This window comes from Streptomyces manipurensis (assembly GCF_049570255.1).
Taxonomy (GTDB): Bacteria; Actinomycetota; Actinomycetes; order Streptomycetales; family Streptomycetaceae; genus Streptomyces; species Streptomyces manipurensis.
Genome location: NZ_CP186950.1, coordinates 5,762,234 through 5,786,969, shown reverse-complemented (window position 1 = coordinate 5,786,969; position 24,736 = coordinate 5,762,234). Strand labels below are relative to the sequence as shown.

Below are 24,736 nucleotides of genomic sequence, written 5' to 3'. Positions count from 1 at the left end.
ACCCCCATGACGGAAACGCACGCGCGCCCCAGGCGCCGCCGACGCCGCATTCTGCGGATCACCCTGTTGCTGGTCGCCGTGCTGATCCTGGGCGCGGCCGGGGCCGGCTGGTGGACGTACAGCCACCTCAACGGCAACATCGACAGCGTCGACCTGGACCGGGCGATCGGCGACAACCGGCCGCAGAAGGTCGTCGCGAACGCGCAGAACGTGCTCGTGCTCGGCTCCGACTCGCGGGCCGGGGCCAACGGCGACCTCGACCACGGCTCCGTCAGCGGCGCCCGCTCCGACACCGCGATGCTGGTGCACATACCCGAGGGCCGGGCCAAGGCCACCGCGGTGAGCATCCCCCGCGACACCCTGATCGCCCGGCCCGAGTGCAAGGACCGCGACGGCAAGACCGTGCCGTCCGCGAAGCGGGTCATGTTCAACTCGGTCTACTCGCTGGCCGGACCGGCCTGCGTGGTCAACACCGTCGAGCAGATGTCCGGTGTCCGCGTGGACCACTTCGTCGAGGTGGACTTCGCCGGCTTCAAGGGCCTGGTGGACGCGCTGGGCGGGGTCACCGTGACCCTCGACAAGCCGATGAGCGGCGCCAAGGGCGGCCTGAAGCTGGACGCGGGCACCCACCGGCTGGACGGCACCGACTCGCTGAAGTTCGTCCGCACCCGCTACGGCTACGGCGACGGCAGCGACCTCGGGCGCATCGGTCTGCAGCAGCAGTTCATGCTGGCGATGCTCTCCGAGATCAAGAAGCAGGACGCCCTCGGCAACCCGGCGCGGCTCTACAAGCTCGCGGACGCCGGGACCAAGTCGCTCACCACGGACTCCGACCTCGGCTCGCTGACCGCCCTCGCGGACTTCGCGCAGAGCATGAAGGGCGTGAATCCGGAGACCATGGAGACGATCATGCTGCCGGTCGCCTACGACAAGGTCGACCCCAACCGCGTGATCGTGGCCGAGCCACAGGCGACGCAGCTGTGGGACGCCATCCGCAAGGACCAGCCCGTCCCGGCCTCCGCGAAGAACTCCCCCGCCAAGGGCACCGGCTGAGCAGCCCCGCGTGCGCACACGGAGCCGGCCGTACGGATGACCCGTACGGCCGGCTCCGGCGTTCGCGTGGCTGTGTCCGCCGTGTGTGCGGCGTGTCAGTACTCGGCGTCCGCGCCGACCTTGGCGAGGCGGCTGTGCTGACGTCCGTAGAGGAAGTAGACGACCACGCCGATGGCCATCCAGATCCCGAAGCGCAGCCAGGTCTCGGCCGGCAGGTTGAGCATCAGCCAGAACGAGGCCGCGATCGAGACGATCGGGATGAACGGCACCCACGGGGTCCGGAAGGACCGGTGCAGGTCGGGGCGGGTCTTGCGGAGGATGATCACGCCGAGCGCGACCACCACGAAGGCGAACAGGGTGCCGATGTTCACCAGTTCCGCGAGGCTCTCCAGGCTGGTGAAGCCCGCGACGACCGCGATGATCCCGCCGAGCAGCATGGTCGCCCGGTAGGGGGTGCGGTACTTCGGGTGGGTCACGGAGAAGACCCGCGGCAGCAGTCCGTCGCGGCTCATCGCGAAGAACACGCGGGTCTGACCGAGCAGCAGGATCATGCAGACGGTGATCAACCCGACGGACGCGCCCAGACTGATCGCACCCGAGAAGAACGGTTGGTTCACCGATTTGAAGGCCTCGGCGAGCGGGGCGGTCGCGGACATCTCCGAGTACTTCTGCATGCCCGTGACCACGAGGGTCACCGCCACGTAGAGCACGGTGCAGATGAGCAGCGAGCCGAGGATGCCGCGCGGCATGTCCCGCTGGGGGTTCTTGGTCTCCTCGGCCGCCGTCGCCACCACGTCGAAGCCGATGAAGGCGAAGAAGATGAGCGAGGCCGCCGTGAAGATGCCCATGACGCCGAAGTTGGTGGGCTCGTAGCCGAAGAGCAGCTGGACCAGCGGCGAGTGCCAGCCGCTGCTGCCCGCCTCCTGCGGCTGGGCCGGCGGGATGAACGGCGAGTAGTTGTCGGCCTTGATGAAGAACAGGCCCGCGACGATGACCAGCAGGACGACGGTCACCTTGATGGCGACGACGACGGCCGTGATGCGGGCCGAGAGCTTCGTCCCGACGACCAGGATCCACGTCAGCACCAGGACCAGCAGGAAGGCCAGCAGGTCGAAATGACCGCCGGCGTCGGGACCGGACAGCGACGTCGGCAGGGTCCAGCCGAGGTTGGTGTCCATGAGATGGCGTACGTAGCCGGACCAGCCGACCGCGACCACCGCCGTGCCGAGCGCGAACTCGAGCACCAGGTCCCAGCCGATGATCCAGGCGGGCAGCTCGCCGATGGAGGCGTAGCTGAAGGTGTACGCCGACCCTGCCACCGGCACGGTGGACGCGAACTCGGCGTAGCAGAGCGCCGCGAGGGCGCAGACGATGCCCGCTGCCACGAAGGCGAGGGCGGTCGCGGGTCCGGCGTTGTTCCGGGCCGCGATGCCCGTCAGGACGAAGATGCCGGTGCCGATGATGACACCCACACCGAACACCGTCAGGTCCCAGGCGGAGAGCGACTTCCGGAGCGCGTGTTCCGGCTCCTCCGTGTCACGGATGGACTGCTCCACCGTCTTGGTGCGGAAGGGGCTGTTCATATCCCTACTCACCGACGCACCTCCGAAACAGGTGTCGACGCACGCGAACGGGCCGGGAGGCCCACTCCTCAAGAGTGATCTCCCGGCCCGTGACGTGCAACCGCGCGGCGATCTAGCGGCTCGTGCCCGTCCTAGTCGACGGTGGCGGCCGGTTCGCTGTCGTAGCGGCCGTCGAGCTTGGCGACGAGGCCGGTGACCTGCCGTGCGATGTCGGGCGCGGTCAGGCCGATCTCGGCCAGGATCTCCTTGCGGAGGGCGTGGTCGAGGAAGCGCTGCGGGATGCCGAAGTCGCGCAGCGGGACGTCGACGCCCGCGTCGCGCAGAGCCTGCGAGACGGCGGACCCAACGCCTCCGGCACGGCCGTTGTCCTCGACGGTGACGACCACGCGGTGGCGGTCGGCCAGCGGGGCCAGGGCCTCGTCCACCGGCTTGACCCAGCGGGGGTCGACGACGGTGGTGGAGATGCCCTGCTTGTCGAGGAGGTCGGCGATCTCCAGGCACATCGGGGCGAGTGCGCCGACCGAGACGAGCAATACGTCCGGACTGGTGACTTCGGGGGCCGGGGTGCGCAGCAGGTCCATCCCGCCGATGCGGCCGACGGCCGGCACGGCCGGGCCGACGACGCCCTTGGAGAACCGGACCACGGTCGGGGCGTCCTTGACCTCGACGGCCTCGCGGAGCTGGGCGCGCAGCTGCTCGGCGTCGCGCGGGGCGGCGAGGCGCAGGCCCGGGACGACCTGGAGGATCGACATGTCCCACATGCCGTTGTGGGAGGCGCCGTCGTCGCCGGTGACGCCGGCCCGGTCCAGGACGAAGGTGACCCCGCACTTGTGCAGGGCCACGTCCATCAGCACCTGGTCGAAGGCGCGGTTCAGGAAGGTCGCGTAGACCGCGAAGACGGGGTGCACGCCGCCGGTGGCCAGGCCCGCCGCGGAGGTCGCGCCGTGCTGCTCCGCGATGCCGACGTCGTAGATGCGGTCCGGGAAGGCCTCGGCGAACTTGTTGAGGCCGACCGGGTGGAGCATGGCGGCGGTGATGCCGACGACGTCCTCGCGCTCGTGGCCGATCTTGACCATCTCGTCGGCGAAGACGGAGGTCCAGCTGGCGGCGGCGGTCTTGACCGGCAGGCCGGTGTCCGGGTGGATCACGCCGACGGCGTGGAAACGGTCCGCCTCGTGCTCCAGGGCCGGGGTGTAGCCGCGGCCCTTCTGGGTGAGGCAGTGGACGATGACCGGGCCGCTGAAGCGCTTGGCGCGCTGCAGGGCGGACTCCAGGGCCTCGATGTCGTGGCCGTCGATGGGCCCGATGTACTTCAGGCCGAGGTCCTCGAACATGCCCTGCGGGGCGATGAAGTCCTTGAGGCCCTTCTTGGCGCCGTGCAGGGTCTCGAAGAGCGGCTTGCCGACGACCGGGGTGCGCTCCAGGAGCTCCTTGCCGCGGGCCAGGAAGCGCTCGTAGCCGTCCGTGGTGCGCAGGGTGGCCAGGTGGTTGGCGAGGCCGCCGATGGTGGGGCCGTAGGAGCGCTCGTTGTCGTTGACGACGATGACGAGCGGGCGGTCCTTGGCGGCGGCGATGTTGTTCAGCGCCTCCCAGGCCATGCCTCCGGTCAGCGCGCCGTCGCCGATGACGGCGGCGACGTGGTGGTCCTCGCGGCCCAGCACCTCGTTGGCCTTGGCCAGGCCGTCGGCCCAGCCGAGCACGGTGGAGGCGTGCGAGTTCTCGATCACGTCGTGCTCGGACTCGGCGCGCGAGGGGTAGCCCGACAGGCCGTTCTTGGTGCGCAGGCCGGCGAAGTCCTGGCGGCCCGTGAGCAGCTTGTGGACGTAGGCCTGGTGGCCGGTGTCGAAGAGGACCTTGTCCTTGGGCGATTCGAAGACCCGGTGCAGGGCGATCGTCAGTTCGACCACGCCGAGGTTGGGGCCGAGGTGCCCGCCGGTCTTGGAGACGGCGTCGACGAGGAAGGACCTGATCTCGGCGGCGAGCTGTACGAGCTCCTCCTGGCTGAGCCGGTCCAGATCGCGCGGTCCCTTGATGCGGGTCAGCAGCACCCGTGCCTCCTTGCAGTTGCTTGCTGGTCTGTCGAGTCTAATGTTCCGCTCGCGGCCGCGGTCATCGGGCCGTCCCGGCGGGGTCACACCTTTGTCATACATGTACGCATGATCATGCGACCACACATCACATACGGGCGTATACCCGTACAGGAGTACCCGTGTCCGCACGCGCGGATGCCCGGCGCCACACGAGGTGGCGCCGGGCACTGTGACCGTTCTTACCGCCGGACACCGGTCCGGCGGGCCGTCGGGCGCGCGGTCAGGCGCGTCCGGCCGTCTTCTGGGTCTTGCGCGTGACCGAGTCGATCACCACGGTGGCGAGGAGCACCGCGCCGGTGATCATGTACTGGATCGGCGTCGCGATGCCTTCCAGGGCCAGACCGTACTGGATCGAGATGATGACCATGACGCCGAGGAGGGCGTTCCAGGTCCGGCCCCGGCCGCCGAAGAGGCTGGTGCCGCCGATGACGGCCGCGGCGATCACGTTCATCAGCAGGTCGCCGGCGCCGGCGCTCTGGTTCGCCGCCGCGATCTTGGAGGCCCAGAAGAGGCCGCCGATGGCCGCGAAGGTGCTGGAGATCGCGAAGACCGTGATCCGGATGCGGGTGACGTTGATGCCGGCGCGGCGGGAGGCCTCGACGCTGCCACCCAGCGCGAAAACGTTTCGCCCGAAGGTCGTGCGGCGGAGCACGAAGTCCGTGACGACCAGCGCCAGCAGGAAGAGCACCACCGCGAGCGGCAGGCCCTTGTACTGGTTGAAGACCACCGCGGGACCGAAGGTGAACACCGCGAGCAGGCCGGTGCGCAGCAGGATCTCGGCCATCGGCCGGGAGGGCATGCCGGCGGCCTCGCGGCGCCGGGCGTCGAGGAGGACGGCCACGAAGTAGCCGGCCACCGCGAGCGCGGCCAGCCCGTAGGCGACGGCCACGTCCGAGAAGAAGTACGTGGTCAGCTGGCCGACCACGCCGTCGGCGTCGATGTTGATCGTGCCGTTGCTGCCGAGGATCTGCAGCATCGCACCGAGCCAGAACAGCAGGCCCGACAGGGTGACGGCGAAGGCCGGGGCGCCGACCCGGGCGAAGAAGAAGCCGTGGATGGAGCCGATGAGGGCGCCTCCGACGACAGCCGCCAGGATCGCCAGCCACTCGTTCACGCCGTGGGTGACGGCGAGGACGGCGACGATCGCGCCCGAGACACCGCTGACCGAGCCGACCGAGAGGTCGATCTCGCCGAGCAGCAGCACGAAGATGATGCCGATGGCGATCATGCCGGTGCCGGTCATCGTGATCGCGATGTTGGTCAGGTTCTCCGGGGAGAGGAAGTTCGAGTTCAGCCCCTGGAAGATCGACCAGATGACGATCAGGCCGATGACGACCGGCAGCGATCCGAGGTCGCCGGCCTTCATCTTGCGCTTGAACTCGCCCACGTACCCGGCGAGCCCCTCCTCGCGGACCAGCAGGCGGGGGTCGACGGCCGGGATCGCGTCGTGAGCGGCGGCGGGGTTGACCGGGTCGACGTGTTCCTGCCGGTCGGCGGCAGGCTTGTGGGTGCTCACTTGCGGGCCTCCCCGGTGCGGGCCGCCCGACGGGTCACGGCGTTGTCCGTGGCCCCGGTGATGGCGGAGATGATCTCTTCCTGCGAGGTGTGGGCGACGTTGAAGACGCCGTTGTTGCGGCCCAGCCGCAGGACCGCCACCTTGTCGGCGACGGCCTTCACATCGGCCATGTTGTGGCTGATGAGGATGACGGCGTGGCCACGCTCGCGCAGTCGCTCCACCAGGTCCAGGACCTGGGCGGTCTGCTCGACGCCGAGGGCGGCGGTGGGCTCGTCGAGGATGACGAGCTTGGGCTCGCCCAGCATGGAACGGGCGATCGCCACGGTCTGGCGCTGACCGCCCGAGAGCGAGGCGATGGGGATCCGGACACTGGGGATCCGGATGGACAGCGTGGTGAGGAGCTCGCGGGCGCGGCGCTCCATCTCCACCTCGTCGAGGACACCGAACTTCTTGAGCTCCCGGCCGAGGAACAGGTTGCCGACGACGTCGATGTTGTCGCACAGCGCCAGGTCCTGGTAGACCGTCGCGATGCCCAGGTTCTGGGCGTCGTGGGGCTTGCCGATGGCAACCGGGCGCCCCTCCCACTCGATGACGCCGTCATCGATGGGGTGCACGCCGGCGATCGTCTTGACCAGCGTGGACTTGCCGGCACCGTTGTCGCCGACCAGGGCGACCACTTCACCGGAGTGGATCTCGAGTTCTACGTCGGTCAGGGCCTGGACGGCGCCGAACCGCTTCGAGACCCCTCGCAACGCCAGCACGGGCGCAGCGGACACATGAACCATCTCCTTCGCCGCCTGACCGGCGGGGATGTCGTGCAGAAGAGCAGGAGCGGGGCGAATGGGGGAAACGTTTCTGCCCGGCGCCCCGCCCGGTGGCGGGGTGGTGGGGGGCGGGACGCCGGTCAGGCACGGGGGCACGCCTCCGGGGAGGCGGGCGGGGGCCGCTACTTCAGGCCGAGGGCGGCGCAGGCGGCCGCGTACTTGTCGGTGCAGATCTCGTCGACCGTGTAGACGCCGTCCTTGACGACGGTGTCCTTGATGTTGTCCTTGGTGAGCGAGACGACCGGGATCAGCACGGAGGCCACGCCCTTGGTGGTGGGGCTGTCGACGGTGGAGGTGGTCAGACCGTCGAGCTTCTCGCCCTTGGCGAGGGCGACGGCCATCTTCGCGGCGGCCTCGGCCTCGGGGGCGTACGGCTTGTAGACGCTCATGAACTGCTCGCCCGCGACGATGCGCTGCACACCGGCGAGTTCGGCGTCCTGGCCGGTGACCGGCGGGAGCGGGGAGACACCGGCGGCCTTGAGGGCGGTGATGATGCCGCCGGCCATGCCGTCGTTGGCGGAGTAGACGCCGACGACCTTGTCCTTGCCGAGGGCGGAGAGGGCGGCCGCCATGTTGGTGTTGGCGTTCTCCGGCTTCCACTCGACGGTGTCGTACTCCTTGCCGACGTTCACCTTGCCGTCGAGGACGGAGTGCGCGCCCGACTTGAAGAGCTTGGCGTTCGGGTCGGTGACCGAGCCGTTCATCATGACGATCTGGCCGTCCTTGGCCTTGTCGCCCAGCGCCTCCAGGAGCGCCTTGCCCTGGACCTTGCCGACCTCTTCGTTGTCGAAGGAGGTGTACGCGTCGATCGGGCCCTCGGCCAGGCGGTCGTAGGAGACCACCGGAATGCCCTTGTCCTTGGCCTTCTTGACCGAGCCGGCGATCGCCTTGGAGTCCACCGCGTCGACGATCAGGACGTCCACCTTGTTGGTGATCATCGTGTCGACCTGGGAGTTCTGGGTGGTCGCGTCCTGCTTGGCGTTGGCGTAGACGACCTCGCCCTTGCCGTTCGTGAGCTCCGCGACCTTCTTCTCGATCAGCGGCTTGTCGAACTTCTCGTAGCGCGCGGTCTGGTTCTCCGGCAGGAGCAGTCCGACCTTGATCGCGTCGCCCTTGGCGGCGCCGGAGGAGGACTCCTTGGTCGCGTCGCCGGCCTCCTTCGCACTGCCACAGGCGGCGAGGGAAACGGCCATGGCGCCGGCGGCAACGGCTACGGCGGCTCTGCGCATACGCGTGTTCATTTCTTGAACCTCCCTGACGAGGCCGCAGCACTGCGGCCGAGGTGGATGTGAGTCAACCCCGGCCGCGTTTTGCCGTCAAGGAGTGAATTCTTAACGAGATGACAACGGTGCCATTCGTTATCTACCTGAAGGCAAGACGGCTGGAGCTCGCACTCCACTTCCATGATCTGACAAAAGCGTCGAATCGCCCATCTCGCTGAGTACGAGGGCCAGTGCGCCCAGGACCTCCGCACGGCCGCCCAGGGAACCCGTCAGCACGGACAACTGCCGGGCCGCGCTCGGGATCGCGTACCTCCCCACGGATTCACGGATGGGGGACAGCACGAGTTCACCGGCCTCCGCCAGCGACCCGCCGAGCACCACCCGGCTCGGGTTCAGCAGGTTGCACAGGCTGGCCACGCCGCTGCCGATGTGGCGGCCCACGTCCGTGATCACCCGGCGGCATCCCGGGTCCCCGTCCCGGGCCAGTTCCACCACCCGCTCCATCGTCAACTCCGGCCCGTGCGTGCCCTGGAGCAGCGGCAGGACGTACCGGGCGGCGGCGAAGGTCTCCAGGCAGCCGCGGTTGCCGCAGCGGCAGACCGGGCCCGACTCGTCCAGGGTGATGTGCCCGATCTCGCCCGCGGTGCCGCCGGGGCCGCGGTAGATCTGGCCGTTGATCACCAGACCGGCGCCGACGCCGCTGGCCACCTTGATGTAGGCGAGGTCCTTCACCCCCCGCCCGCTCCCCCAGACGAGCTCGCCCAGGGCGCCGAGGTTCGCGTCGTTGTCCACGTAGACGGGGACCCCGAGGCGCTCGGAGAGCTCCTTGCGCGGGTTGATGCCCGCCCAGCCCGGCAGGATCGCGGTGGAGCCCAGGGTGCCGGACTCCACGTCGATGGGGCCGGGGACACCGAGGCCGACTCCGATGACCTTCTCCAGGCCGACCCCCACGTCCTCGACCAGCCGCCCGACCAGGGCTTCCGCCCGGTCGAAGCCGTCCGCCCAGGAGGCGTCGACGTCCAGCGGCTCGGTCTCCTCCGCCAGCACCTGGTGGGCGAGGTTGCCGACCGCCACCCGCAGGTGAGTGTGGCCGAAGTCGACTCCGATCACGATCCCCGCGTCACCGCTGAGGGAGACGCTGCGCGCCCGCCGCCCGCCGGCCGAGGTGTCGGTGACCTCGACGGTCCCGCCGTCCTTGAGCTCCCGGACGATGTTGGAGACCGTGGCCGCCGACAGTCCGGTGGTCCGGGCGATCTCCGCCTGGGTCAGCGATCCCGCGAGCCGCACCGCCCGCACGACCCGTTCGAGGTTCGCGCGGTGCAACGAGGACTGCGATCCGGGAGTCTGCACGACTCATCCACTCCTGCCCATAAGCGACGGCCAGCCGTCGCCCCCCGGCCGGGACACCTCGCGACTGCGCGCTCCGAGACCCCGGCGTCTCTCCAACTTGTGAACCTTAAGTCGAGCCTTTGACCCTCCGCACGTCAAGAGGCTGACACGACAGGAATCGGGCCTACCGGCCGAAAGAGGGAGGGAGCGGGCCACCGGATCGTGTTACGGTCACCAGGGCGCCGGTCCTCTGCGGCCCTTCCGGCCGGACCGGGCGCCCGCCATGTCAGCGCGACGCGAGGAGGTGTTCGGGATGAGTCCCGATCGAAGTCCTCGCAGCGCTCTCTCCGGCTGACCCGCCGCACGACCGACCCGTCGAACGGCCGGCCGGCCTCTCCACGAGTGCGCACGGCAGCGGTGTCCCGCTGATCCCGCGCTCTGCTGCGTTCCTCTCGCGTTCCTCCCCTTCCGCATGACCGGACGGTTCCGTCCGGCGTGCGTCATCCCGTTGTGTCGGCACCGGCGACGGCCCGCGCGGCCGCCGCACGCCGACTCCTGATCACTCCACGTGACCGTTCGGCTCCGCGCTGCCCGGAACCGTGGAGGGAGGTATTTGCCATGACCATGCTCACCCCCCGTACCCCGGCCAAGCTCGCGCCGCCGGGCCGCTCCCGCCGCGAGCGCAAGGCCGCCGAGCTGGAGTCCCGTACCCGGCTCGCCGGCGAGCGGCTCGCGGGTCTCAGCTCCGCCCCGGGCGTGCGGGCCCTGCAGTCCGTGGACGCGTCCGCGGCCGGCCTCACCCACTCCGAGGCCGCACTGCGCCTGGAGCGCCACGGCGCCAACGTCGTCGCCCACGAGCGCGCCCCGCGCTGGTACGTCCAGTTGGCGAAGGCCTTCCGCAACCCGTTCATCGCCGTCCTGGTCTTCCTGGCCGCCGTCATGTACTGGCAGGACCCGGCGGACCCGGGCGTCGTCATCCTCTCCGTGATGGTGGGGATCAGCGGGCTGCTGCGCTTCTGGCAGGAGTACCGCTCCGGCCGCGCCGCCGACGCCCTCAAGCAGCTGGTCACCACCACCTGCGCGGTCCGGCGCCGGGCGGGAAGCGGCTCGGCCCCCACCACCTTCGAGGTGCCCATGGACCAGGTGGTCCCGGGCGACGTGGTCCGGCTGGCCGCCGGCGACCTGATCCCGGCCGACCTGCGGCTCCTCACCGCCAAGGACCTGATGATCAGCCAGGCCGCGCTCTCCGGCGAGTCCCTGCCGGTGGCCAAGGCCGACACCCGGGCACCGGACGTGGGCCAGCAGGCCACCGGCGACCCGGTCGAGGCCGACAACCTGGCCTTGATGGGGACCTCGGTCACCTCCGGCACCGCCACCGGCGTCGTCGTCGCCACCGGCGCGAACACGTACTTCGGCTCGATGGCCGGCTCCCTGGTCGGCGAGCGTCCGCAGACCAACTTCGACACGGGCGTGCGCAAGGTCAGCTTCCTGCTGATCCGCTTCATGCTGGTCATGGTCCCCGTCGTCTTCATGGTCAACGGCCTGACCAAGGGAGACTGGGACGAGGCCTTCCTCTTCGGCATCGCCGTCGCCGTCGGCCTGACCCCCGAGATGCTCCCGATGGTCGTCTCCGCCAACCTGGCGCGCGGCGCCGTCGCCATGGCCCGGCACAAGGTGGTCGTCAAGCGGCTCAACGCGATCCAGAACCTGGGCGCGATGGACGTGCTCTGCACCGACAAGACCGGCACCCTCACCGAGGACCGGATCGTCCTGGCCCGCCACCTCGACGTGCACGGCAACGAGGACACCGAGGTCCTGGAGTACGGCTATCTGAACGCGCACTTCCAGACGGGCCTGCGCAACCTGATGGACCAGGCGGTCATCGACCGTGTGGACGAGGCCGAGGAGGTTGTCGTCGACGCACGGTTCGCGATGGTCGACGAGATCCCCTTCGACTTCGCCCGGCGCCGGATGTCCGTGGTCCTGGCCCGCAACACACTGGTGGGCGACTTCGGGCGGCACGAGCATGTCATGATCACCAAGGGGGCCGTCGAGGAGGTCCTGGACCTCTGCACCCACGTGGCCGACCGCGGCGAGACCGTGGAGCTGACCGAGCAGCTGCGGTGGCACGTCACCCGGACCGCCGAGGACCACAACCGGCAGGGCCTGCGGGTCCTCGCCGTCGCCACCCGCACCCTCGACACCCCCCGCGAGAGCTACTCCGTCACCGACGAGGACGGGCTCACCCTGGTGGGCTTCCTCGCCTTCCTCGACCCGCCGAAGGCGGACGCCGCCCGGGCCCTGGAGACCCTCGCCGACAAGGGCATCGCGGTGAAGGTGGTCACCGGCGACAACGAGCTCGTCGCCGCCCGGGTCTGCGCGGACGTCGGCATCGACGTCGGGACCGTGGTCCTCGGGCCCGCGACCGACGCCCTCGACGACAGCGCACTGCGCGAGCTGGCCGCCCGTACGACGGTCTTCGCCAAGGTCAACCCGGTCCAGAAGGCCCGGATCGTCCGCGCCCTCCAGGCCGAGGGGCACACCGTGGGCTTCCTCGGCGACGGCATCAACGACGCGGCCGCACTGCACGACGCCGACGTCGGCATCTCCGTGGACACCGCCGTCGACATCGCCAAGGAGTCCGCGGACATCATCCTGCTGGAGAAGGACCTCACCGTCCTGGAACGGGGCGTCCTCCAGGGCCGCACCACCTTCGGCAACACGATCAAGTACATCAAGATGACGGCGTCGTCGAACTTCGGCAACGTCTTCTCGGTCCTGGTGGCGAGCGCCTTCATCCCCTTCCAGCCGATGCTCGCGATCATGCTGCTGGTCCAGAACCTGGTCTACGACATCGCCCAGCTGGCCACCCCGTGGGACCGGATGGACGAGGAGTACCTGCGCCGGCCCCGCAACTGGGACGCCAGGGGCATCGGCCGCTTCATGGTCACCATCGGCCCGATCAGCTCGATCTTCGACATCGCGATGTTCCTGATCATGTGGCACGTCTTCGCCGCCGACAGCGCGGCGAGCCAGTCGCTCTTCCAGTCGGGCTGGTTCGTGGAGGGCCTGCTCTCGCAGACCCTGATCGTCCACATGATCCGCACCCGGAAGATCCCCTTCCTCCAGTCCCGCGCCTCCTGGCCGGTGATGGTCATGACCGTCCTCGCGGTGCTGACCGGGCTCTGGCTGCCCTTCTCGCCGCTGGCGTCCTCGCTGGGCTTCGTCGCCCTGCCCGCGTCCTACTTCCCGTGGCTGGTCGGCGTACTGCTCGCGTACTGCACGCTCACCCAGTTCGTGAAGACCTGGTACGTCCGCCGCTTCGGCACCTGGCTGTAGGAGGAGGGAGCGTCCGATGCTGCTCACCGAATGGCAGATGGCCGCACACCTGGCCGCCGCGCTCGGGCTCGGTGCGGTCATCGGCCTGGAGCGCCAGTGGCGGGCCCGCCTCGCGGGTCTGCGCACCAACGCCCTGGTGGCGGGTGGGGCCGCGCTCTTCGTGCTGCTCTCGCAGTACGGGTTCCTCAGCGCGGTCTCCGAGGTGAACTACGACGGCTCCCGGGTCGCCGCGCAGATCGTGTCGGGGATCGGCTTCCTCGGCGCCGGCGTGATCATGCGCGACGGCCTGAGCGTGCGCGGGCTGAACACCGCTGCCACCCTGTGGTGCTCGGCGGCCGTGGGCTGCCTGGCCGGGGCGGGCCTGTTCGTCCTGGCCGTCTGCGGCACGGCGGGCGTGGTGGGGGCCAACCTCCTGCTGCGCCCGCTGGGCCGGCGCCTCGACCGCGAGCCGCGCGGCGGGGCCGAGGTGGCCGCCGAGTACCACTTCGAAGCGGTGTGCCTGGAGGCGGAGGAGGCCCACATCCGCCGCCGGCTGGTGGACGCGCTGGGCCGGCCGGGCCACCAGCTGCGCTCGATCCGCAGCCAGGACGGCCCGGTGGCCGGCCGGGTGACCGTGTCCGCGCTGCTGACCGCCGAGGGCACGCAGGGCCGGGCGCTGGAGGAGGCGGTCAGCAGCCTCTCGCTGGACCCGTCGGTGTCGGCGGTCAGCTGGTCGGTGGCCCCTTCGTGAGGCGATCCCGACGCATTAATTGAACACGTTCAGCCCGGCTGGCATCATGACTCCAGGACGTCGCCGGCCGGGCGGACGCGTTGCCCCGCCCTGCCCACGAGGGGGGTCGAACATGCGTCAGAAACGTTCGTACGCGCGCGTGCTGGTGGTCTCGACGCTGGTGGGATGCCTGGAGGTCGCGCTCACCGTCGTGGTGGTCCTGATCCACGTGCGGACGCAGCCGCCGCCGGACACACCCCCCGACTGGACCGCCATCGGGGGGAGCCTGGTCTCGCTCGCCCCTCTCCTCGGATTCATCTCGTTCCTGCTGTCGCTGGTCCTCGTCCTGCCGGCGGTCGCGCTCGCGGACCTCGTCGCCCGCGGGCTCGGCGCCCGCGCCGCGTGGGGGGAGGCGGTGGCGGCTCCCCTGGCGGTGGCGGCCCTGCTGGCGGCGCCCGTCTGGATCGTCGCGCGGTACAACGACGCGCCGACGGGGTCCACGCTGGTCTTCTGGGCCGCGGCCACGGGCTCGCTCTCGCTCGGGGCGCTGATCGCGCTGCCCCGGGGCGAGGGCCTCCTGCGGCGGGTGGCACTGTGGGGCGCGGCGGTGGTGGCGGGCACGGGCCTGCTGGGCGCGCTCGGGCTCGCCGTCGGCCTGCTGCCCGCGTACGAGCCCCCGCGGATCGGGCCGCGGACCGTGACGGGCACCTGGTCCGACCAGATCGGCAACACCCTGGTCTTCACCGCGGACGGCCGGGTCACCTCCGACGGCGTCGGCGGGCGCAGCTCCTTCGACTACCCCCGCGACCCGGCGCCGAGCTGCTCCGGCACCGGCACCTGGGTCTACGAGGGCGGCCGGGACGCCCGGTCGCAGCGGGTCCGCGTGGAGATCCCCGGGTGCGCCTGGCCGGCCTGGGGGGTCGGGGGCACGGCCCGGGCCCCCCGCATGCACCAGGAGATCGGCGGCTCCGGCTCGGGCGTGCTGTACGAGCTGCGCAAGGCGTCCTGAGCCGCTACTTCAGCGTGGCGGAGGTCAGGCCGGCCTGGATCTGCCGCTGGAAGGACAGGTAGACCACCAGCATCGGGAGCATCGCGATGGTCACGCCGGCGAAGAGCACCGGCAGGTCCGTCTCGTAGCCCTGCTGTTGCTGGAGCTGGATCAGGCCCTGCGTGAGCAGGTAGCGCTCGGGGTCCGATCCGCTCTGGGGCTGCATCAGCACGGAGGGCAGGATGTACTGGTTCCACTGGCCCAGGATGTTGAATATCCCGACGCTGATCAGGCCGGGCTTGGCCATCGGCACCATCACCTGGAAGAAGATCCGGGTGTCGGAGGCGCCGTCGATCACCGCCGCCTCGTGCACCGCCGTCGGCAGGGTGCGGAAGAACGAGTGCATGAAGAAGACGGTGAACGGCATGGAGTAGGCGACGTACACGAGGATCAGGCCCTGGTACGTGTTGAGCATGTCGAAGCGCTTGACCATGAAGAAGAGCGGCACGAGCGCGAGGAAGACGGGGAACATCGCCCCGCTGACGAAGAAGTAGTAGACGAACCGGTTGCCGGGGAACGGGTAGCGGGCCAGGACGTACGCCGCCATCGAGCCGAGGAGCATCGTCAGCGGGACGGAGAAGACCATCACGACGAGCGTGTGGGCGAAGTAGTCCCCGATGCCCTTGTCCCAGGCCCTGCCGAAGGCGTCCAGGTTCCAGTTGGTCGGCCAGCTCAGGGCCGAGCCGCCGATCTGCGCGTCGGTCTTGAAGGAGCCGAGCGCCAGCCAGACCAGCGGCAGCACGATCAGCACGGCCCAGAGGGCCAGGAAGCCGTGGGAGAAGACGTTGAGGACCAGGCCCTCGGAGCGCCCCCCGCCGTCCTCCCCGCCCGGGGAGGCTCCCCCGGACCGCTCCGCGGCGGCTTCGCCCGGAGCCTTGATCACTGTGGTCATGAGGGTCTCCCGCTCAGAACTCGATGCGCTCGCGGCGGGTCGCGCGCAGCGTGATGACGGAAAGGATCATGGTGAGGAGGAGCATGACCACGCCCATGGCGCACGCGTAGCCGCTCTTGCCGAAGTAGAGGAAGTTCCTCATGAGCACGGTCGCCATGACCTCGCTGTGGTGGTCGGGGCCGCCTCCGAACTGGCCCGACGTCATGGTCGACACCAGGACGAACATGTCCATGGCTGCGATGCCGAGGTAGACCGCCGAGGTCTGCACCGAGTCCCACAGCAGGGGCAGGGTCACCCGGAAGAAGGTCTGGGCGCGTCCCGCCCCGTCGAGGAGGGCGGCCTCGTAGATGTCCTTGGGCACGGACTGCATGGCGGCGGAGAACAGCACGAGGTAGAAGCCGACCCCGTGCCAGACGACCACGAGGAGCAGGCACCACAGGACCAGGTCCGGCTCGTTGAGCCATTCGACCGGGTGCAGCCTGTCCACGAGGCCGAGCCGGATGAGGACGCCGTTGAGCAGGCCGCCCTCGTCGGTGCGGTAGACGGCCCCGAAGAGCACCGCGAGGATGGCGAGGGAGAGGACCTGCGGGAAGAAGTAGACGACCTTGTAGAAGGCCGATCCGCGCACGCCCTGCACCCCGCCGGCCCCGCCCCGCCCTCCCGCGTTCACCATGAAGGCGAAGAAGAGGGCGAGCAGGATGGTCACCACCGGGACGAACACCAGGAGCAGCAGGTTGTTCCACAGGGCGCCGCGGAAGACCTCGTCCTTCATCAGGGCGGTGTAGTTGTCCACGCCGACGAAATCGAACGTGGGCGACTGCCCGCTCCAGTTGGTGAAGGAGTAGCCGAACGTCTGTACGTACGGCCAGATGACGAAGGTCAGATACAGCGCGAGGGGTGCGAGGAGGAAGCCGGCGATGAAGCCGCCCCGTCCCCTGCCCCGGACTACTTGGCTCATGGTGTCCGTCCCTGGTGTGCCCGGTGACCGGTGGCGCGCGTGATCAGCTGCGACGGTTGTTCTTGGCGTTGGGGTCCTGCGCCGCCTTGTTCACCGCGGCCTGCGCCCGCTTGATCCACTCCTTCGGCTGAATCCGCTTGGCCATCAGTTCATTGGACGCGTCCTGGATCGCCGTGTCCATTTCGCTGTACCAGTCGGGGTAAAGGTAGTTGAACGTGTCGGTTCCCGCCGCCTTCAGCGCGGTGACGGCGGACTGGGTGCCGGGGCGCAGTTTCACGCTCGGGTCGACCCCGTCCTTGACCACGGTGAGCGAGTTGGCCTGCTGGGCGAACATGGTCGACCATTCGCGCGACAGCATCGAACGGATGAACTCCAGGCCGCCGGCCTTGTTGGCCGCCTTCTCCGGGACGATGAAGGGCTCGCCGGCCCCGGCCCGGATGGCCTCGAAGGGCAGCTTGCTGTCCGCGAGCAGCGGGACCGGCAGGAACTGCATGTCGAAGTCCTCGGGCGTCTGCTTCAGCTGCTCGTTCTCCAGCCAGGAGCCGGAGGGGATGAAGGCCGCCTTGTACTGGTTCCACGCGGTCTGGGACTCGGTGTGGGTCAGACCGTTGGTGCCCGGGAGGAGCAGGTCCTTCTCGACCACCTCGTAGACCGCCTCGACGGCGGCGAGGGCGGTCGGGTTGCCCTCGAAGGCGTTGGGCTCCAGGTTGTCGATGGCCTTCATGGCCTCCAGACCGCCCTTCTTGGCGATCAGGTCCATGATGACGACGTTGATGTAGTACGGGAACTTCCCCTGGTGGGCGAGGCCGCCGATGCCGGCCTCCTTGGCCTTCGCGCAGACCGCGAGGAACTCGTCCCAGGTCTTGGGCGGGGTCCAGCCCTTCTCCTTGAAGAGCTTGCCGGAGTACCAGAGGCCGTAGACGGTGTAGACGTAGTTCAGCGAGACGAACTTGCCGCCCTGGGTGCCCTGTTCGATGGTGCCCGCGATCAGCGTGTCGCGGACCTTCTTGCCCGGGTCGTCGAGGGAGGGTGCGTCCAGCACGGGCGTGAGGTCGGCGAGCTGGTCGCTCTTGAAGAGGACGTCCAGCTTGATCTTCTGCGCGCCGGAGTTGTCGATCACGTCCGGCGGGTTGCCGCCGTTGAACCGCGGCTGGAGCTTGCCGGTGATCTCCTGGGTGCCCAGGTGGGTGCTGGTGGTGCCCCACTTCTTGTCGAACGCGGCCTCCCAGGCCTTCGCGTAGTCGTCGCCGAAGCCGCCCTTGAAGACGACGACCTCCAGCTTGCCGCCCTTCGCGACGCCGAAGGGGTTCTGCGCGCTCGTCGCGGCCTTGGACGGACCGTTGGTGGGCTCGCCGCCGCCGGAGGCGCAGGCGGAGAGGAAGCCCATCGTCGGCACGGTGATCAGGCCGAGTGCCGCGGAGCGCTTGATCAGATCACGGCGGCCGAGGCCCTCACCGGTGGATGCCATGCTCATGTCCTCGCCTTCGTCAGAAGTGTGAAGGAGGCGGGAAATCACGGCAGTTGCCGTGCACGCGGACGACGCCGCGATCCCCGCTGTCCCCCGGCCCCGGGCCGCTCCTGCCGGAGCGACCTGGACGCGCACAGGTATAGTCCACTTCCGCTCGACTGAGCAAGATCGGGCACAAGGATGACCGCCGGCTTTTCCGAGTTGAGACCTGTCCGTCATCTGGCACCGCCGTGACGCATGCGGAAGGGCCGTACCCCCGTGGCGGGGATACGGCCCTAATGGTGCCCACTGGCGGAGCGGTGCTCCGCTTGGCGCGCCCTTAGCCGCGGATGAGGTTGCGGAGGACGTACTGCATGATTCCGCCGTTGCGGTAGTAGTCCGCCTCACCCGGCGTGTCGATGCGGACGACCGCGTCGAACTCCACACCGGTCTCGGTGGTCACCTTGACGGTGCGCGGGGTGGTGCCGTTGTTCAGCTCCTCCACACCGGTGAAGGAGAAGGTCTCCTCGCCGGTGAGGCCCAGGGAGGCCGCGGTGACGCCCTCGGGGAACTGCAGGGGCAGGACGCCCATGCCGATCAGGTTGGAGCGGTGGATGCGCTCGTAGGACTCGGCGATGACGGCCTTGACGCCGAGCAGCGCGGTGCCCTTGGCCGCCCAGTCGCGGGAGGAGCCGGAGCCGTACTCCTTGCCGGCCAGGATGACCAGCGGGATGCCGGCGGCCTGGTAGTTCTGCGAGGCGTCGTAGATGAAGGAGACCGGGCCGCCGTCGACGGTGAAGTCGCGGGTGAAGCCGCCCTCGGTGCCCGGCGCGATCTGGTTGCGCAGGCGGATGTTGGCGAACGTACCGCGGATCATGACCTCGTGGTTGCCGCGGCGGGAACCGTACGAGTTGAAGTCGCGGCGCTCGACGCCGTGCTCGGTGAGGTACTTGCCGGCCGGGGTGTCGGCCTTGATCGCACCGGCCGGGGAGATGTGGTCGGTGGTGACCGAGTCGCCCAGCTTCGCCAGCACGCGGGCGCCGGTGATGTCGGAGACCGGGGTGGTCTCCATGGTCATGCCCTCGAAGTAGGGGGGCTTGCGGACGTAGGTGGACTGCGGGTCCCACTCGAAGGTGTTGCCGGTCGGGATCGACAGCGCCTGCCACTGGGCGTCGCCCGCGAAGACGTCGCTGTAGGACTTGCTGAACATGTCCTCGCCGATGGCGTTCGCCACGACGTCGTTGACCTCGGCCTCGGAGGGCCAGATGTCGGCCAGGTAGACCGGCTTGCCGTCGGTGTCGGTGCCGAGGGCGTCCTTGGTGATGTCCACCTTCATGGAGCCCGCGATGGCGTACGCGACGACCAGCGGCGGGGAGGCCAGGTAGTTCATCTTGACGTCGGGGTTGATGCGGCCCTCGAAGTTGCGGTTGCCCGAGAGCACCGAGGTGACGGCGAGGTCGGCCTCGTTGATCGCCTTCGAGATCTCCTCGTCCAGCGGACCGGAGTTGCCGATGCAGGTGGTGCAGCCGTAGCCGACCAGGTTGAAGCCCAGCTTGTCCAGGTACGGGGTCAGGCCGGCCTTGTCGAAGTAGTCGGTGACGACCTTCGAGCCCGGGGCGAGGGTGGTCTTGACCCACGGCTTGCGGGTCAGGCCCTTCTCGGCCGCCTTCTTGGCCACGAGCGCCGCGGCGACCATGACGTAGGGGTTCGAGGTGTTGGTGCAGGAGGTGATCGCGGCGACGGTGACGGCGCCGTGGTCGATCTCGAAGGAGGTGCCGTCGGCCAGGGTCACCAGGGTGGGCCTGGTGGGCACACCGTTGGAGGACGCCGGGGCGTCGGACGCCGGGAAGGACTCCTTGCCGGCCTCCTCGTCGTCGCTGACGTAGTTGCGCACGTCCACGGCGAACTGCTCGGCGGCGTTGGCGAGGACGATGCGGTCCTGCGGGCGCTTCGGGCCGGCGATGGAGGGGACGACCGTGGAGAGGTCGAGCTCCAGCTTCTCGGAGAAGTCCGGCTCGGCGGCCGGGTCCAGCCACAGGCCCTGCTCCTTGGCGTACGCCTCGACGAGCGCGACCTGCTGCTCGGAGCGGCCGGTCAGGCGCAGGTACTTCAGGGTCTCGCCGTCGATCGGGAAGATCGCGGCGGTGGAGCCGAACTCCGGCGACATGTTGCCGATGGTGGCGCGGTTCGCGAGGGAGGTGGCGGCGACGCCCTCACCGTAGAACTCGACGAACTTGCCGACGACACCGTGCTTGCGCAGCATCTCGGTGATGGTCAGCACCAGGTCGGTGGCGGTGGTGCCGGTGGGCAGCTCGCCGGTCAGCTTGAAGCCGACGACGCGCGGGATCAGCATGGAGACCGGCTGGCCGAGCATCGCGGCCTCGGCCTCGATGCCGCCGACGCCCCAGCCCAGCACACCGAGGCCGTTGACCATGGTGGTGTGCGAGTCGGTGCCGACGAGGGTGTCGGGGTAGGCCTGGCCGTTGCGGACCATGACCGTGCGGGCCAGGTGCTCGATGTTGACCTGGTGGACGATGCCGGTGCCCGGGGGGACGACCTTGAAGTCGTCGAAGGCGGTCTGACCCCAGCGCAGGAACTGGTAGCGCTCCTTGTTGCGGCCGTACTCCAGCTCGACGTTCTGCGCGAAGGCGTCCTTCGTGCCGAACTTGTCGGCGATGACCGAGTGGTCGATGACCATCTCGGCGGGCGACAGCGGGTTGATCTTCGCCGGGTCGCCGCCGAGGGCCTTGACGGCCTCACGCATGGTGGCGAGGTCGACGACGCAGGGAACGCCGGTGAAGTCCTGCATGATCACGCGGGCCGGCGTGAACTGGATCTCCTGGCTGGGCTGGGCCTGGGAGTCCCAGCCGCCGAGCGCCCGGATGTGGTCGGCGGTGATGTTCGCGCCGTCCTCGGTGCGGAGCAGGTTCTCCAGCAGCACCTTCAGGCTGTAGGGCAGGCGGGCGGAGCCCTCGACCTTGTCCAGCCGGAAGATCTCGTACGACTCGTCGCCCACCTGCAGCGTGCTGCGGGCGTCGAAGCTGTTCGCCGACACGACAGTCTCCTTCATGCATGATTTCGCGCGTATTACCGCAATCCTGCCGCGTGGCACTCTGGCCAATCCGCTAAGGTAGGGCTAAGTTAGGTAACCCTTACTCCGCGGGCGGCTGCGGTTCGCCTTCGGCAGATATCTCGATGTCGAGATAACTCTAGTACATGGCCGCGCCGAGGTCATGCACGGCATGGTCACGACTGCCCGCGACGGCGGTCCCACAGGGCCGGCCGGGCGCTCCGCCCTGCCCCCGCCGCGCGCGAAAGCGCCGGTCAGGGGCTGCGGCGGGGCCGCCGTGCCCTCCTCCCGTCAGTGGGGCGTGCCCGGCGGCGGGCCGGGGCGGTGCGAGGAGGCCCGGGGCAGCAGGCCCGCCGGGACGGTGTGGCGGCCGGGACCGCCGGCCGCCGGGCGCTCGATGCGGGCGACCAGCGCCGCGACGGCGGTCTCGGCGATCAGTTCCGGATGCAGCGTCACCGTGGTCACCGGCACCTCGGTGCTCGCGTAGGCGGGGTCCTCGCTGGCGCAGACCACGAGCAGCCGGTCCGGCACCGCCAGACCGTGCCGGGCTGCGGCGGCGAGCACCTGCCGGCCGCCCGGGTCGTACAGGGAGTACACGGCGTCGGCGGCGTCGGCGGGCTCCGTGCGCCCGGACTCCCCGCGCCCGGCGAGTACGCCGTCCAGGGCGTGGCCGGCGGCGTCCTCCGGGTCGAAGCGGACCGGGAGCACCGGACGACCGCGCTCCGCGCACCAGGCCCCGTACGCCTCGGCCACCGCCCGGGTGTAGTGCTCGCGGCCGAACCCCCCGTGCAGGGCGATCCGGCGGGCGCCGGCCGCGGCGAGGTGGTCGAGGACCTCGCGCGTGCTGGCCGCGTGGTCGTTGTCCACCCAGACGTCCTGCGGGTGCGGCGCCGCGGGCCGCCCGTCGAAGACCACCGGGATGCCGCGGGCCCGCAGGGCGCGCAGCACCGGGTCCCCTTCCGGGCTGTCGAGCAGGAGCATCCCGTCCACCGCGAGCGTGTGCCACAGGGCCTCCGCGCCGCGGTCGGCGGGCAGGGTGGTGAGGGCGTAGCCGCGGGCGTGGGCGGCGGCGGTGGCCGCGGTGAGCCAGCGGGCGAAGTAGCTGACGGCCACGAAGTTCCAGGGCGAGCCCGCGAAGGTGGTGACGGCCAGCCCGAGGGTGCGGCTGCGCGGGCCGGTGCCCGGGGCGCCGTAGCCCAGCGCCGTGGCGACCGCGCGGACCCGGCGGCGGGTGGTCTCGGCGACCCGGCCGGTGCCGTTGAGGGCGTGCGACACCGTGGCCGTGGACACCTCCGCGGCACGGGCGACGTCGGCGATCGTCGGTCCGGACACGCGGGTCATCGTACGGACCCCGGGGCGGGCGGTACGCGCGGGCGGGGGCCGGAACCCGCCCGGCGGGGCGGGCCTGCGCGGGCGGGTGGTGCTCGCCGGACGGGACGGACCGCGCGGGCGGCGGCACTCGCCGGACGGGACGGACCTGCACGGGCCGCACGCGCCCGGCGGGGCGGAACGGGGCCGGCGGTCGCGCACCGCTGCGGAATCCGTGGCGGGGAGGAGGTTCCGGTTAACGGGTTAATCACCGATCGTCCTGGCCACAGCCGGGCGGCCGATGCCCTCCGGCGCCGTCACGTTCGTCCTCCTGGAGTGGTTCATGACGTCTACCTCCCCCCTCTCCCGCCGCGGTCTCCTCGCCGCCGCCGGCGCCGTCGGCGCGGCCGGCCTGGTCGGCGGCCCGGCGGCCGCCGCGGACGGCTCCGGCGCCTCCCGCACCCGCGGTCCCGCGGCACTGGTCGTCCACAACGCCCGCGTGTTCACCGGCACCTCCGGGGGCGCTCCGGTGGACGCGGTCGCCGTCGGCCGGGACGGCACGATCCTCGACACCGGACGCGGTACGGCCCTGCGTCGCCACATCGGCCGTGACACCGAGGTGGTGGACGCCCGCGGCAACACCCTGATGAGCGGGATCCACGACGGGCACGTGCACCCGCTGGGCGCGGGCGACCGCTCGCTGCGCCCCTCGTTGGAGGGGGCGGAGACCACCCTGGCCGAACTCCGCGAGATCCTCGGGGGCTTCCTCGCCGAGACCGGCGGGACGGGTGCCGAGCCGGACGGCTGGCTGGTGGTGGAGGACTGGAACCCGGTCGGGCTGCTGCCCGCCGGCACCGTGCCGCACCACACGATGCTGGATGCCCTGCCGACCCGCCGCCCGGTGGTCCTCGTCGGCGGCGACGGCCACAACCTCTGGGCCAACCGCCGGGCCCTGGACATCGCGGGCGTCACCGCCGCCACCCCCGACCCGCCGGGCGGCAGGATCGTCAAGGGCGCGGACGGGCTGCCGACGGGCGTGCTCAAGGACGACGCCCAGGAGCTGGTGAAGCGCCACGTCCCGGCGCCGACCCGGGAGCAGCTGGTCGCCGCCTGCGCGAAGGTGCTGGAGCAGGCCGCGGCGAGCGGCGTCACCACGATGATGGACGCCCTGGTGGGCCGGCACGAACTGGAGCTGTACAGGGACCTGGCCTCGGCCGGGCGGCTGCCGCAGCGCATCGTGCCCGCCCTGCGCCTGGAGGTGGAGCAGACCCGGGACCCCGCGGGTGCCCTGGCGTACGCGCGCGGCCTGCGCCGGGAGTTCGAGCGCGTACCGGGCCTGCGGTTCGGGACGGTCAAGGTCTTCCTGGACGGGGTCATCGAGTACCCGGCGCAGACGGCGGCGCTCCTGGAGCCGTATCTGGACGGGAGCACCGGGAAGCCGACCGGCAACCGCGGCGAGCTGTACACCTCGGCGGCCGACTACGGCCGGCTGACCGCCGCGTTCAACGCGGCGGGCTGGCAGATGCACGCGCACGGGCTCGGCGACCGCGCGGTCCGTACCGCTCTGGACGGGTACGCGTACGCCCGCCGGGTCACCGGACGGCGCGATCCGCGCAACGCCGTCGCCCACCTCCAGCTCGTGGACCCCGCGGACCTGCGCCGGTTCGCCGCCCTGGGGGTGGCCGCGTGCATGCAGCTCCAGTGGGCGGCCCGGGACACCTGGACGATGGAGGCCCTGCTCCCGTACATCGGGGAGCGCAGGCACCGCTGGATGTACCCGGCGCGCAGCCTGGAGCGGGCCGGGGCGCGGCTGGCCGGAGGCTCGGACTGGCCGGTGGACGCGCTCCAGGTGTGGAACCAGGTACGGACGGCGGTGGACCGGCGGGGCGCCCACGGGCAGGGCGAGCTCTACCGCGAACTGGAGGGCCTCAGCCGCGCGTCCGCCCTGCGGATGCACACGCACGGCACCGCGTGGCAGCTCCGCCAGGAGTCGCTGACCGGCACGGTGGAGCGGGGCCGGGCGGCGGACCTGGTGCTGCTGGACCGGGACGTGGAGCGCTGCCCGGTGGCGGACATCAGCGACACGGTGGCGGAGCTCACCCTGGTGGGCGGCCGGGTCGTCCACGACGCCGCCTCGGCGGCGGGCAGGGCCGCGGCGGGCCGGCTGACCCGCGCGACGTCGGGCCCCCGCCCGGCCACGTACGCGGCGGTGCACGGCGGCCGCCACCGGAACTGCGGCTGCACGGAGGCGACCTCGGGGCGGTGAGGGCGCGGCCCGGTGGCGGTCGGGCGGCCCGGGCGGCTCGGCCGGCGGAAGCGGTCGGCCGGCGCGACACCCGGGGCAGCC

Annotated in this window: 16 protein-coding genes; 5 read left to right on the top strand and 11 right to left on the bottom strand. The window is 70.6% G+C overall.

Annotated elements, in window-relative coordinates:
• The first annotated feature begins 6 nt into the window (after positions 1 to 6).
• Positions 7 to 1,053, top strand: coding sequence for an LCP family protein (locus ACPU2J_RS26510; protein WP_420079273.1), 1,047 nt, complete (start codon positions 7 to 9; stop codon positions 1,051 to 1,053).
• Positions 1,054 to 1,148: 95 nt separating this feature from the next.
• Here ACPU2J_RS26510 and ACPU2J_RS26505 read toward each other — a convergent pair whose 3' ends face one another.
• The 6 genes from ACPU2J_RS26505 to ACPU2J_RS26480 all read right to left on the bottom strand — a co-directional run bounded on the left by ACPU2J_RS26505 (position 1,149) and on the right by ACPU2J_RS26480 (position 9,639).
• Positions 1,149 to 2,636 (bottom strand): amino acid permease, encoded by a 1,488-nt coding sequence (locus ACPU2J_RS26505; RefSeq protein ID WP_420082330.1) that lies wholly within the window; start codon positions 2,634 to 2,636, stop codon positions 1,149 to 1,151.
• A gap of 131 nt (positions 2,637 to 2,767) precedes the next feature.
• On the bottom strand, positions 2,768 to 4,684 hold the full coding sequence (gene dxs, locus ACPU2J_RS26500) for a 1-deoxy-D-xylulose-5-phosphate synthase (protein ID WP_420079274.1): 1,917 nt from the start codon (positions 4,682 to 4,684) through the stop codon (positions 2,768 to 2,770).
• A 262-nt stretch (positions 4,685 to 4,946) separates the two neighbouring features.
• Positions 4,947 to 6,242, bottom strand: a complete 1,296-nt coding sequence (locus ACPU2J_RS26495; protein WP_389073567.1) for a sugar ABC transporter permease — start codon at positions 6,240 to 6,242, stop codon at positions 4,947 to 4,949.
• Positions 6,239 to 7,027, bottom strand: a complete 789-nt coding sequence (locus tag ACPU2J_RS26490; protein ID WP_420079275.1) for an ATP-binding cassette domain-containing protein — start codon at positions 7,025 to 7,027, stop codon at positions 6,239 to 6,241. The genes ACPU2J_RS26495 and ACPU2J_RS26490 overlap by 4 nt, the downstream gene beginning before the upstream one ends.
• Before the next feature lie 161 nt (positions 7,028 to 7,188).
• A complete protein-coding gene (locus tag ACPU2J_RS26485; RefSeq protein ID WP_365494254.1) occupies positions 7,189 to 8,307 on the bottom strand; it encodes a sugar ABC transporter substrate-binding protein in 1,119 nt (372 codons plus the stop codon).
• Between the two features lie 117 nt (positions 8,308 to 8,424).
• Positions 8,425 to 9,639 (bottom strand): ROK family transcriptional regulator, encoded by a 1,215-nt coding sequence (locus ACPU2J_RS26480; protein ID WP_361588945.1) that lies wholly within the window; start codon positions 9,637 to 9,639, stop codon positions 8,425 to 8,427.
• A 597-nt stretch (positions 9,640 to 10,236) separates the two neighbouring features.
• Here ACPU2J_RS26480 and mgtA point away from each other — a divergent pair.
• From mgtA to ACPU2J_RS26465, 3 genes are all read left to right on the top strand, one after another.
• Entirely contained in the window at positions 10,237 to 12,957 is a 2,721-nt protein-coding gene (gene mgtA / locus ACPU2J_RS26475) for a magnesium-translocating P-type ATPase (protein ID WP_423834166.1), read from the top strand.
• A gap of 16 nt (positions 12,958 to 12,973) precedes the next feature.
• On the top strand, positions 12,974 to 13,687 hold the full coding sequence (locus ACPU2J_RS26470; RefSeq protein WP_423834165.1) for an MgtC/SapB family protein: 714 nt from the start codon (positions 12,974 to 12,976) through the stop codon (positions 13,685 to 13,687).
• 112 nt (positions 13,688 to 13,799) lie between these two features.
• Positions 13,800 to 14,675 carry a hypothetical protein gene (locus tag ACPU2J_RS26465; RefSeq protein WP_423834164.1) on the top strand — a complete coding sequence of 292 codons (876 nt, stop codon included), beginning with the start codon at positions 13,800 to 13,802 and terminating at the stop codon, positions 14,673 to 14,675.
• Between the two features lie 4 nt (positions 14,676 to 14,679).
• On the opposite strand, the gene ACPU2J_RS26460 is transcribed toward ACPU2J_RS26465, so the two are convergent.
• The 5 genes from ACPU2J_RS26460 to ACPU2J_RS26440 all read right to left on the bottom strand — a co-directional run bounded on the left by ACPU2J_RS26460 (position 14,680) and on the right by ACPU2J_RS26440 (position 22,422).
• Entirely contained in the window at positions 14,680 to 15,606 is a 927-nt protein-coding gene (locus ACPU2J_RS26460) for a carbohydrate ABC transporter permease (protein WP_399822679.1), read from the bottom strand.
• A gap of 13 nt (positions 15,607 to 15,619) precedes the next feature.
• Complete coding sequence (locus tag ACPU2J_RS26455) at positions 15,620 to 16,564, bottom strand: carbohydrate ABC transporter permease (protein WP_361588959.1); 945 nt, start codon at positions 16,562 to 16,564, stop codon at positions 15,620 to 15,622.
• 43 nt (positions 16,565 to 16,607) lie between these two features.
• A complete protein-coding gene (gene ngcE / locus ACPU2J_RS26450) occupies positions 16,608 to 18,038 on the bottom strand; it encodes an N-acetylglucosamine/diacetylchitobiose ABC transporter substrate-binding protein (RefSeq protein ID WP_423834163.1) in 1,431 nt (476 codons plus the stop codon).
• 313 nt (positions 18,039 to 18,351) lie between these two features.
• A complete protein-coding gene (gene acnA, locus ACPU2J_RS26445; protein ID WP_423834162.1) occupies positions 18,352 to 21,066 on the bottom strand; it encodes an aconitate hydratase AcnA in 2,715 nt (904 codons plus the stop codon).
• A gap of 306 nt (positions 21,067 to 21,372) precedes the next feature.
• Complete coding sequence (locus ACPU2J_RS26440) at positions 21,373 to 22,422, bottom strand: LacI family DNA-binding transcriptional regulator (RefSeq protein WP_423834161.1); 1,050 nt, start codon at positions 22,420 to 22,422, stop codon at positions 21,373 to 21,375.
• A 310-nt stretch (positions 22,423 to 22,732) separates the two neighbouring features.
• On the opposite strand from ACPU2J_RS26440, the gene ACPU2J_RS26435 reads away from it, so the two are divergent.
• Positions 22,733 to 24,655, top strand: coding sequence for an amidohydrolase (locus tag ACPU2J_RS26435; RefSeq protein WP_420079280.1), 1,923 nt, complete (start codon positions 22,733 to 22,735; stop codon positions 24,653 to 24,655).
• Positions 24,656 to 24,736 lie beyond the last annotated feature (81 nt).